This window comes from Myroides sp. LJL119 (genome assembly GCF_054871605.1).
Window position 1 is genome coordinate 70,594 of the sequence record NZ_JBTXLO010000002.1, and the last position, 11,888, is coordinate 82,481.

Consider the following 11,888-nt stretch of genomic DNA (forward strand, 5'->3'; position numbering starts at 1 on the left):
GTTATTACTGATTGTTGCTAATCACCTCGTGAGCTAAGTTAATGTAATTTGTTGCACCCTTACTAGTTGCATCATAATTAATAATACTTTCTCCAAAACTTGGAGCCTCACTTAGTTTTACATTACGTTGAATAATGGTTTGAAAAACCATCTGATTGAAGTGTTTTTGAACCTCTTCCACCACTTGGTTAGACAACCTTAATCTAGAATCGTACATGGTTAATAATAAACCTTCAATATCTAAATTTGGATTGTGTATTTTTTGCACGCTCTTTATGGTATTTAAAAGTTTACCTAAGCCTTCAAGGGCAAAATATTCACATTGGATAGGTATAATAACCGAGTCAGCCGCAGTAAGGGCATTTAAGGTTAATAATCCAAGTGAGGGTGCACAATCTATAATGATAAAATCATATTTATCTTTTATGGAACTAAGAGCTGTTTTTAACATATACTCTCTATTGGACATATCCACTAGTTCTATTTCAATGGCTACCAGATCAATATGAGCTGGAATTAAATCCACGTTTGGTGCTGTACATTGCACCACAGCTTGCTCGGGTGTGAAACTATGATCTAATACCCCATAGGTTCCTATTTCCACCGCATCTACATCAACTCCTAATCCTGAGGTTGCATTTGCTTGGGGGTCGGCATCTATTAATAAAACCTTTTTCTCCAATGCTCCTAACGAAGCTGCAAGATTAACCGATGTTGTTGTCTTACCTACTCCACCTTTTTGATTTGCAACGGCAATGATTTTCCCCATTTTATTTAAATGAATTTAATAAGTCGTAAAAATACGATTATTTATGAGTTTATAAAATCTTATTTATTAACACTTTGCACAATAACTTAGTAGTGAGTAGGTTAGTGAAGTAAAAATGACATTTAAAAGAAAATGTCATTTTTAATAATAGTTTTTTTTTATTTTCTACCCATTGCCTGTTGTAGAGCATCCCACATAGAATCAGGTATTTGGTCTAGCATATTAAACTCTCCAGCTCCTTGTAGCCATTCTCCACCGTCTATTGTTACCACCTCCCCGTTGAGATAACTTGAGAAATCAGATACCAAATACGCAGCTAAATTTGCTAATTCTTGGTGTTCACCTACTCTTCTAAGGGGGATTTTTTTTGTCAAATCGAATTTATCTTTTAAATCACCTGGCAAGAGTCTATCCCATGCGCCTTTTGTAGGGAACGGCCCAGGAGCTATGGCGTTGGATCGTATACCATATTTGGCCCATTCCACAGCTAAACTTCTTGTTAATGCCAATACGCCTGCTTTTGCTGTTGCCGAGGGAACCACGTAACCCGATCCAGTCCAGGCGTAGGTTGTGGTGATATTTAAAATCACATTGTTTTTTTGTTTTGTTTCAATCCAGTGTTTACCAAAGGCTAGGGTACAGTTTTTTGTACCTTTTAAAACAATATCAATAATGGTATCAAAAGCGTTGGAGGATAGTCTTTCGGTGGGTGAAATAAAGTTACCTGCCGCGTTGTTTAATAAAACGTTGACTTGACCGTATTTTTGTAACACTTTTTCTAACATGGCCTCAACTTGATCATAATGTCTTACATCACATGCCACAGCAAAGCAATCTCCATTGGTTTGTTGCATTAATTGATCTGCAGTGTTTTGTAATTTATCTAAGTCTCTAGAGGTGATTGCTACCTTTGCACCTAATTCTAGAAAATATTTTGTCATGGATTTACCAAGTCCACTTCCTCCACCGGTAACTACTATAACTTTATCGGCCAATGCGCCATCTCTAAGCATTTTTTGGGTAAAACTCATAATCTATAAATTTTTGGATATTAGACTAATATATAAAAAAAAAGATATATGCCAGCATATATCTTTTTTGAATTTATAGAACAATAATATCGAATTTTTGATCCAGAGGCTTTAATTTATTAAATAAAGCTTTTATTAATTCTGGTCCGTATTGGATGTAAAAACTTGAAAAATTTTTACTTCTCTCTTGTAACGAGCCACCAGGAAATAATTCATTTTGCAGTAAGATAAGTCTTTGTAGTTTATCGGCATTGTTTTTTTTCTCTGCTTTTAAGAGTCTTTTCTCTAGGTTTTCCAAACCTTTTATTTGTTTAGCTTTTTGTGCTTGTACAGCACCTATAAAAGACTTGTCTGTTTGACTGGCAATTTGTTCTAAATCTTGGAAGGATTCACTTAACAATCTTTTTTGGGTTGTAAAGTCATAATTGACTTTAGCGTATTGCTTGGTTTTCTCTAGAATCAATTGATCTTGTTTTTTAAAGATATCTTGGTAGCTTAATGCTAGAGCATCAAGTTTTTTTGCTTGTTTTTTATCCACTAGCAATACCGAATTTCTAAGTAATAATATTGGGAAGGTTATTTGATGGAGTTCAAAGACTGCTTTTAACTCCAGCCAGTAGGCTAATTCTCCACCACCACCGATATAGCATAAATTCGGAAGAATTGTCTCTTGGTATAAGGGTCTAAGTATCACATTAGGACTAAAGTTTTCAGGATGTGTTTTTAAAAGTTGTAGAATTTCTTTTTCATTAAACACAAGATCGGTGTTGTTTATATAATACAAATCATCTTTGAAAACAATTCGTTCTCTAAGTCCATCTAATATATAAAATAGATTTATTTCTCTTGGATTTACTTGAATATTGTATTGCTTTAAAATAGAAAAAGACTTCTGTACCTGGGTGATGGCTTGTCTTTTTAAAAGTTCGCTAGCCATTGTTGGGGCAAATAATTCTTTTAAATTAGTATCATCTCCATCTATAATTACAAGTCCATATTCAGCAAATAACTCATTTGCTAAAAACCTTGTTGCCTGACCAAGGTTTGTGTGATTTAGGTAGGTCTGGGTAAAAAGCTGTTTTATTTGTTGAGCATTATCTCCCAAGGGTAGATGTTGTTTGAATACCTCTAATACTTGATCAAGACTTTGGGTAGATAATCTTCCCACTGGTCCACTGGCATTTTCATTAGGCCAGCAAATTTTCTTGTCCTGGAAATAAAAGTGATTAATTTCTAAAAAGTCATGATCCTCGGTGGCCATCCAATAAACAGGGACAAAATTATTTTGGGGATATTTTTGTTTTAATTCTATGGTAAGATTAATCACCGAAATAATTTTATATAAAAAATATAAAGGCCCGGTGAAAAGATTTAATTGATGACCGGTTGTTATGGTAAAAGTATTGGACTGATTTAGTAAATCTATGTTTTTTTGAGTCTGTATACTAGTGCTGGTATTTGCATATTGCAATTGTAATGCTTTTGATAGTACTTGTCTGTTATGACTTGGGAAATTTTGAGATTTCTCTTGTATTTGCGGCTCAAAATTCTCTATAGTTGCAAAGCGATTATATAGCGGTTTTAATGTAGGAGATTGGTTTAAATAATCCACCATTAGTTTTGAGAAGTATCCCGAATTTTGAAATGTAATATTATCTGTAGGCATAAAGATATTTTTTTTGCTAAATTAAAGAATATACTTTGGTTGGCTTAGTGCATTAACGAGGTATTAATATTTTTTATTCTCTGTTACAATATACTACCTTTGCATTTAAATTCGAAATTAAAGTGCAGACAACCATTACTCTTATCACCCCACCTTTTACCCAATTAAACACCCCATATCCCGCCACGGCTTATATCAAGGGTTTTTTAAACACCTTGGGTATATCTAGTTATCAGTCTGATTTGGGAATAGAGGTGATTTTAAGTATTTTTTCTAAATCTGGATTACAAGATTTATTTGACTACATTCATCAAAATGTAGATCATGTATCTGCTAATGTACATCGTATTTTAGCTTTTGAAACGGATTATATTGAATCTATTGATTCGGTAATGCATTTTCTTCAGGGCAAAAATCCCACACTAGCCCACGCGATTATTCAGGGAGATTTTTTACCCCAGGCCTCTAGGTTTGATCAAATAGAGGATTTAAATTGGGCTTTTGGTTCAATGGGAATAATAGATCAGGCTAAACATTTAGCTACCTTGTATTTAGAGGATTTGTCGGATTTGATCCAAGAAGTTGTAGATCCTAATTTTGGATTTAGTCGCTATGCGGAAAGACTCGGACGATCAGCCCATAGTTTTGATCCTTTATATGAATCCTTAAAACAACCTATGAGTTATGTTGATAGGGTTTCTGTTGCTTTATTGGATAAAATTATTGAAAAAACCCAGCCAACTATTGTTGGATTTTCCGTGCCTTTTCCCGGTAATTTATACAGTAGTTTTCGTTTAGCTCAACATATAAAGGCAAATTATCCAGGGATTAAAATTACCATGGGTGGAGGTTTTGCAAACACAGAGTTACGCGATTTAAAGGATCCACGAGTTTTTGAATTTTTTGATTTTATAACTTTAGATGACGGGGAGGCTCCCTTGGAGAATTTAATTTTATATATACAAGGTAGTATTAGTCAAGATCAACTCAAACGCACTTTTTTATCTTTAGACAACAAGGTGATTTACATAAATAATCCCCTGAAAAAAGATTATAAGCAAAATCAAATTGGTACCCCGGATTACAGTGACTTATTTTTAAAAGATTATATATCTGTCATTGAGATTGTAAACCCGATGCATCGTATGTGGAGCGATGGGAGATGGAATAAATTAACCATGGCCCATGGGTGTTACTGGGGTAAGTGTACTTTTTGTGATATTAGTTTAGATTATATAAAGATTTACGAACCTGTGGCAGCAAAACTTATTGTTGATCGGATGGTTAGTTTGATTGAGCAAACCGGTGAAACTGGTTTTCATTTTGTGGATGAAGCTGCTCCACCGGCGTTAATGAAAGAAGTGGCTTTAGAGATTCTTAATAGAAAAGTAAAGGTTAGTTGGTGGACTAATATTCGGTTTGAGAAAAGTTTTACAAAAGACTTATGTCTTTTATTAAAAGCCTCTGGATGTATTGCTGTTTCTGGGGGCTTGGAAGTGGCCTCGGATCGCTTGTTAAAACTAATTGATAAAGGAGTTACTGTAGAACAAGTTGCCAGGGTGAATAAAAACTTCACACAAGCGGGGATTCTTGTCCATGCATATTTAATGTATGGCTTTCCAACCCAAACAGCCCAAGAGACCATTGACTCTTTGGAAATGGTAAGGCAATTATTTAGTCAAGGGGTTATGCAAAGTGGTTTTTGGCATCAGTTTGCTATGACTGCCCATTCACCTGTTGGAATGGATCCAAAGAGCTTTAAGGTAGAGTCTTTACTAGAACAACCAGGAACCTTTGCCAATAACGATGTCCCTCATAAGGAGTTAAGCGGAGCGATTCACGATAAGTTTTCCTTTGGATTGAAAAAGTCTTTATTTAATTACATGCACCACATAGGCTTGGATTTTCCATTGTCCGAGTGGTTTGATTTTAAAGTGCCCAGAACTTTAGTAAATCCTGATTTTATTCAAAATGCTTTACAAAGCGATGAGCTACCTAATTATAAGGCTAATCAAAAAGTTTGTTGGCTTGGCGGCTATCCTTATCTACAGGAATTTGAGAAAAAGAAAAAAGGGAAAGTTTTTCAAATGGCCAATGTGGTTTTGCATACAAAAAAGCAATCTTTTGCTTTAGATATGGACCTACAACAAGCCAAATGGTTTGAGAATTTTATAGATGATTTACAACAAAGTCCCAATAAAACAAAGACTTATGCACAAATGAAGGAAAGTTTCCAGGAGTTTACCCAACAAGATTTTGAACCTTTTTGGTATAGTAAATCCATGGGAATTATAAAACAGGCTGGCTTGTTAGTGGTATAATTAAAAACAAGTAATTTCTAGGGATAAGGAATCTTAAGAGTTTGAAATTATTGTTTTTTTAAGCCCTAGAAGCCAAAGTGGTCTATTGCAAGATTATTATACTCTTTAAATTAGGAAATTGACCATAGGTCTAACATAGTAAAACTTAGTTGATATAAAACGTTAAAATATATTCTTTGCTGCATAAAGGGTGGTTATAAAACGGGTAATACTATCTAAGGTGATTATTAAAAAGAATACGCCAATCATATAACTTATCTTTTTTGTGTTAACGGCTAAAGCAAAACCTTTAAAAATATAATAGAAAAATAATATAATTAGAAGTAGTAATCCAAAGCACACCAATGAGTATAGGATTAAATTTTGACTTTGTTGACTAAAAAAATTTGGGTTGTTGATGTTTTCAACTAAGGCAAAGGTATAGTTAGAGAACCATCCACCTATATCAATTAGAAAAGAAAAGATAAACACAATTCTAGCTATAAGTACTGTATTTAGTATATCGACAAACCTAGTAGGCCTATAAATAAGCTTCCCATAGAAAAAAAGGCCCACTGTTAAAACTAAAGTGGAGATTATATAATCCAAAAAAACTACAGATATATTGGGTTGACTTTTTAAAGGAATGATTTTTAAAATCGAAATCATTCTAAAGTGGGTAAACAATTGAATTATACAGCTTAAAATACCAAAGAGTATTCCAAAAATAAGTAACTTATTTGTTTGTACATGTTTAAATGGATTAAGTAATAACTTTATCATATTTAATTATTTATAGTTTTTTGTTGTGATTTATTTTAAAGAATTAATTTGATTAATTAAATCATCTAGTTTATTTCTAACCGTTGGATAGCTAATGTTCATTTGTTTGGCCATTTGTTTTAGACTTCCACTGTGTAAGAAAAAGTCCATTAAAAAATTTTGATCCTCTTCAGGGAGTTTTAAAAAAAGAGGTAAGGCATATTTCCCTTTTACTTGCGTATGGCAGTTCTGGCAACTAAGTTCGGTTACCTGTAAACTATTTTTACAGCTAGGGCAAAGTATGGGGAGTTTATGATTTGTTGACATGTTTTTTAATCTTGTTGTATCTAAAGTAAATAAAATTAAGATAAAATTCAAGTAATTATATTTTTAGCTTGTCAGTAAGTAAAATTTACATAGATGTTATTTCTTGATTAAGACTCTAAAAAGGTTAAATAATCTGGATTTATCTCCACCAGTGAATGCTAGGTTTGTTTACCTTTGCGTTGTTTTTTTCGAACTTTATGGAATTTGATATTTTGATGTACTTGTGCATCGTTGCGTTTTGCGCAGGTTTAGTTGATGCTATAGCAGGTGGGGGAGGTCTTATACAAACTCCTTTATCTTTAGCAATTTTACCTTCTTACCCAGTGGCTACTATTATTGGAACTTTAAAAATACCAGCCTTTAGTGGTACGGCTATGGCTGTTGGTCAGTATTTAAAGACTACTAAAATTAATTGGTTATATTTTGGGGTGTTGGCTATTATATCTTTTAGTAGCGCTTTTTTAGGATCGTATGTTTTAACGCAAGTTAATAATGATTTTATTAAACCTTTATTGTTAATCATTTTGCTTTTATTATGGGGGTTTACCTATATGCGCAAAGATTTTGCTCGAAAAACCTTAATTAGTTTATCCCAACAAAGACAATGGTTCTATGGAATTATTATAAGTGTAATTGTTGGATTTTACGATGGATTTATAGGACCAGCAACAGGTACGTTTTTTATTATGGGGTTTGTGTTTTTAGTAGGGTTTGATTTTTTTAAAGCCTCAGCTTATGCTAAGATGATTAATCTGTCTACTAATTTTGGAAGTATTTGTCTTTTTTTATTACAAGGAAAAATAATTTGGTCAATTGCCTTACCAATGGCTATATGTAATGGAGTAGGAGGCTATTTTGGGGCTAAATTGGCTATATTAAAAGGTCAGGCTTGGGTAAGATATGTATTTTTATTTATCATGTTTTTAGCCATCTGCAGGTTTGGCTATGAGGTTGTGTCCTTTGATTTCTTAACCAACTAGTAAAACAGGTTAATAAAATAGTTAAGGGTTTATATACAAAATAAATTAAAAAACCCCAATAAGGAGCTACTTGTTCTTATTGGGGTTTTTTCATTATGTATTTAACTGCGCTTTTATAACCTATAGACTTGTTGCAGTTGCTGTAGCAGCGCTGGCAAAGTCAGCGGCTTGCTCAAGCTCATGGTCTATGTTAAGTACCGAATCTTGATAATAGTCTTGATTTAAGTCATTACTTGGATAAAGGTCCTTTGGTGAGTATAAGCGAGCAAGTAATGGATTTAGTTGATTGTTATCTTTTTTAATTTTCACTTGCATATCCATAACCACTTGTTGATCTTCTTGGTTTACTACTTGTAGTTTTAGCGTACTTTTATTTTTATTTAAAATATAATATACATCTTGGTCTTGCTCTGACTCATAATAACTATAGGTATCTAATTTAGAGATATCCACAACCCATACTTGTCCTTGCTCAAGTTGTCCGTTTTTAAATTTAGCAGCTTGTTTTACTTTTCCATTCTCATAGTACTTATAATCGCCATTTAAATAATCGTCTTTTACACTATATTGAAAAATCAATTTGTTGTCTTGATCAAAAATTTCTTTATGGTAAATGTTCTGCGAATCGTATCGTTGTATAGACACAAGTTGGTTATTATCCGAATTGTAGAACTCTTTTTCTTGTATTACGCCATTACTATATTTAGCAATAGTATAAACCGAATAAAAATCATTGTGTAAATATCCACTGTATGGCTTACCATTTATGTATTCTAACTCACTTGTTTTATTACCAGAGTAGTCAAACTGAACAAATAAACCGTGTTTTACACCATCTTTATAATTAGTTTCTTGGGTTAGGACAGAGTCTGAATAAACTTGATCTTTAATAATTAAGTCATTTTGATACAATACCACAGAGAATGGGTTTTGTAGGTCAAAAGAGTAATAAGTAGATTGTTGTCCATGTTTTTGTCCATTTTGGTATGGAGTATAGGTCGTAGAATAACTATCGGCCACTATTTCTGTACCTTGGAACGGCATTTGATCTTTGTAGATAACCTCTGAAATTACTTGATTATCTTTATCATAGTAAATGGCTTTTTTACTGTAGTCAATCTCGCTAGATAGGTAATAATCATCTTGTGATTCCTCTTGATCAAAGTATGCTTGTGAACTTCTAGCATAGGTTTTTTTGTGTGTAATTTCACCTTGTGTGTAATTAGATTCAGAGATAATAATATTGTTACTATTAAACTCTAAAAGTGTACCGTGATTGGCAAGATGATCAAATTTCGCAATAACTTGGTTTTTCTTATCTTTATTATAATAAATGGATAAACCAGGTTCTGGATAATAAGAACCTTCCTTATAGCTAATCTCTTCTCTTTTATTGCCATTATCATAATAATAAATCTCTTTAGACATACCTTGAGAATATGGGTTAAAGAAGGTTTCTTTACTTATTTGGGGTTCTTGGTTTGGGTCTGTGTTATAAAGAAAGTTTGCCGAGTAAACAACCTCACCTTTATCATACTTATGTAAATCATAGAAAGCGTTGTCATATCTTGTGAAAATTTCTCCTTGGTAAGGTACTAATTCTCCATAATAACCAACATGATATTGCATTTGGCCAATAGGTTTATTTTTGAAGTTGTAAAAAGTACTTTTGTTGTCTCTCATTTTTTCAAAAACAATGGAGGTTCCTGGGTAATAGGTAGTTCTTTGTGTAACTATTCCATCTTTATAAACACTAGTTTGATCTATATCATAGGCTGTACCATTATAAGGTATGCCATCTTGATAGATAACAGTGGATATTTTTTTTCCATTGGTATCAAAGTAGTCATTATATGAAATATTAGGATAATTCTCGGGATTGTAAACTACTGTTTCACGGATGGTGTTCTGATGTTCCGGTGTGGTGTAAAATACACTATAGGAGGTAATCTCACCATTTTTGTAGTTGTAGATTGTCGAGACATAATCACTTTGTTCTTCATTACCAAAATAAACTAAGGTACCATCGCTGTACATATCATCTTTAGTGATGATACTACCAATAATGTCTCCTTTATTATTCCAATAAGTGGTTGTAATTAAATCTTTTTCTATTACGGCCTTTGATTGTAATTTTCCATTTTTGAAAAAGGTTTGGGACTCAATAAGTTCTCCTTGTTTGTAATGAGAAACACTGAAAACATCTAGACTCTGATGGAATAAACTAAACTCTTGTCCATCAAATGGGCTGTACTCCGAATAGATACAATTGTAGATTTGTTTTCCGTTATTATCAAAATACAAGGACTGTTCAACCAGGTCATTGTTATAGATATAATCAGCTCTGTTTTTTTTGTTCTCTTTATTGATATAACTCAACGATTTAGTTTGAAAGTCCTGAATTTGCATTAGGCTTAAAACACCATCGGCTTCTTGTAATACTTGGCCATCTTTGATTTGTCCGTCTTGGTAATTAGCAGTGTATTTATCACCAGTTTGCGTGTCAAAAGACTCTACTTTAATAATAGTACCTGTTGAATCAAAATCATAGATTAAAATGATTTGATTTTGTTTGTTATACAATTCAACAAGACCATTCCATGTAATATCTTTTTGAGAATCAACAATTCCTTTACCTTTTAAAATAAGTTGATTGTCATTAATATCAAAATTCTCAATATTAGTTAATTGATTTTTTTGTCCATTATACACAAAATAAGAACTAGCATTTTCTTTAGATGTTGCCACTTGATATTCATTGACATATATGGTGTCTTTAACCACCTGGGCATAGGATCCAGCTCCAAGTAATAATAAGGGGAATAATATTTTTCGCATTTGATAATTTATTAGTACAGCGAAAGTATTATAAAACATTGTTATAAAATTAAAAATTAGTATTTTATTAAGTGCAAATCCCCGATAACAGGGAGATAGAGATGGGTAATTGACTTGATTGAGCTAAAAAAGAATAAAAAAAGCTCCCAAAAAAAGGAGCTTTAATATTAGAAAAATAAAGTAATATGTCGAATTGAAAATTTATAAAAAAAAAATGATATTATTTTACATAAGTTGTTTTTTTTGGCCTTTAAAAATTAAACTACTGTTCATTAGAAAAATTGCAGCTAAAATTAGGAATATTCCCAGCCATTGTAAAAAAATTACATTCTCATGTAAAACAAAAAAAGCTACTGTTACCGATACAGGAAGCTCCAAAGAGGAAATTATACTACCTAGTCCCACTCCAGTGTGAGGAAAGCCCATGTTTAAGAAAATAGGGGGTAGGATAGTTCCAAATAAAGCAAGTAGTAATCCCCAAGAATAAAAAATATTCCAATTAAAGTTATGAATCCCTGTGGTGTTACTAGAAAATTCTAAATATAAGTTCTTGAAAAACACGAAGTTATTTGGTCCTAATTGTGTGAAAAAGGCAAAAATAGATACAATAATTGTAGCTCCACATAACATAAAAAAGCTTCGTTTAATGGCTGGTAATTCATTGGCAATTAGATTAGAGCTTAGCATGGTAGTTGCAAAAGAAAAAGCTGCCATAAAACCAAATAAAACTCCTTTAAAATCCAAAGAGATCTCGCTTTTTAAAACGTTCGTTGCTAAAAGAGTTCCAAATAAAATCATTATAACCGCTATTATCTTAGTTAGACTTGGAAACCTCTTGGTTAAAATACTTTCCATAACCACTCCAATCCATACACTTTGCATCAGTAATACCACGGCAATCGATGCGTCAATATAACTAACAGATAAGTAATATAAAACAGAGGTAAAGCCCATGGAGGTACCCGCTAGAATTAAATTGCGTATATTTTTTTTAGTAGGTTTTATCTGATTGTTATTTTTTTTAGATAGCAAGGATAAAATAAAAACTCCTAATAAACCAAGAAGAACCTGACTTAGAGTTACCTCGGCAGTGGTATATCCACTTTTATAGGCTAGTTTAACAAACGAGCCTAGCATTCCAAAGCTTGAGGCACCAAGGGCTACTAAGAATACTCCTTTTAATGTACTTTGTTGATTCATATATGTCTGAAATAT

At 32.6% G+C, this 11,888-nt stretch carries 9 protein-coding genes; 2 read left to right on the forward strand and 7 right to left on the reverse strand.

Annotated elements, in window-relative coordinates:
* Nucleotides 1-4: 4 nt before the first annotated feature.
* The 3 genes from ACYSNV_RS03275 to bshC all read right to left on the reverse strand — a co-directional run bounded on the left by ACYSNV_RS03275 (nucleotide 5) and on the right by bshC (nucleotide 3,466).
* Entirely contained in the window at nucleotides 5-769 is a 765-nt protein-coding gene (locus ACYSNV_RS03275; protein ID WP_461761135.1) for a ParA family protein, read from the reverse strand.
* Between the two features lie 158 nt (nucleotides 770-927).
* Nucleotides 928-1,800, reverse strand: coding sequence for an SDR family oxidoreductase (locus ACYSNV_RS03280; RefSeq protein WP_461761136.1), 873 nt, complete (start codon nucleotides 1,798-1,800; stop codon nucleotides 928-930).
* A gap of 73 nt (nucleotides 1,801-1,873) precedes the next feature.
* Nucleotides 1,874-3,466 carry a bacillithiol biosynthesis cysteine-adding enzyme BshC gene (gene bshC, locus ACYSNV_RS03285; RefSeq protein WP_461761137.1) on the reverse strand — a complete coding sequence of 531 codons (1,593 nt, stop codon included), beginning with the start codon at nucleotides 3,464-3,466 and terminating at the stop codon, nucleotides 1,874-1,876.
* Nucleotides 3,467-3,588: 122 nt separating this feature from the next.
* On the opposite strand from bshC, the gene ACYSNV_RS03290 reads away from it, so the two are divergent.
* Nucleotides 3,589-5,787, forward strand: coding sequence for a B12-binding domain-containing radical SAM protein (locus tag ACYSNV_RS03290; protein WP_461761138.1), 2,199 nt, complete (start codon nucleotides 3,589-3,591; stop codon nucleotides 5,785-5,787).
* 162 nt (nucleotides 5,788-5,949) lie between these two features.
* Here ACYSNV_RS03290 and ACYSNV_RS03295 read toward each other — a convergent pair whose 3' ends face one another.
* The gene (locus tag ACYSNV_RS03295) at nucleotides 5,950-6,549 is read right to left on the reverse strand and encodes a hypothetical protein (protein WP_461761139.1); all 600 of its coding nucleotides are present in this window, start codon (nucleotides 6,547-6,549) and stop codon (nucleotides 5,950-5,952) included.
* Nucleotides 6,550-6,579: 30 nt separating this feature from the next.
* Nucleotides 6,580-6,855 carry a DUF2089 family protein gene (locus ACYSNV_RS03300; protein ID WP_461761140.1) on the reverse strand — a complete coding sequence of 92 codons (276 nt, stop codon included), beginning with the start codon at nucleotides 6,853-6,855 and terminating at the stop codon, nucleotides 6,580-6,582.
* Nucleotides 6,856-7,052: 197 nt separating this feature from the next.
* Between ACYSNV_RS03300 and ACYSNV_RS03305 the strand changes: the two genes are divergently transcribed.
* Nucleotides 7,053-7,835, forward strand: coding sequence for a sulfite exporter TauE/SafE family protein (locus ACYSNV_RS03305; protein ID WP_461761141.1), 783 nt, complete (start codon nucleotides 7,053-7,055; stop codon nucleotides 7,833-7,835).
* Nucleotides 7,836-7,955: 120 nt separating this feature from the next.
* Here the strand turns inward: ACYSNV_RS03305 and ACYSNV_RS03310 are convergent, their stop codons facing one another.
* The gene (locus ACYSNV_RS03310; RefSeq protein ID WP_461761142.1) at nucleotides 7,956-10,673 is read right to left on the reverse strand and encodes a toxin-antitoxin system YwqK family antitoxin; all 2,718 of its coding nucleotides are present in this window, start codon (nucleotides 10,671-10,673) and stop codon (nucleotides 7,956-7,958) included.
* A 225-nt stretch (nucleotides 10,674-10,898) separates the two neighbouring features.
* The gene (locus ACYSNV_RS03315) at nucleotides 10,899-11,873 is read right to left on the reverse strand and encodes an EamA family transporter (protein WP_461761143.1); all 975 of its coding nucleotides are present in this window, start codon (nucleotides 11,871-11,873) and stop codon (nucleotides 10,899-10,901) included.
* Between the last annotated feature and the right edge of the window lie 15 nt (nucleotides 11,874-11,888).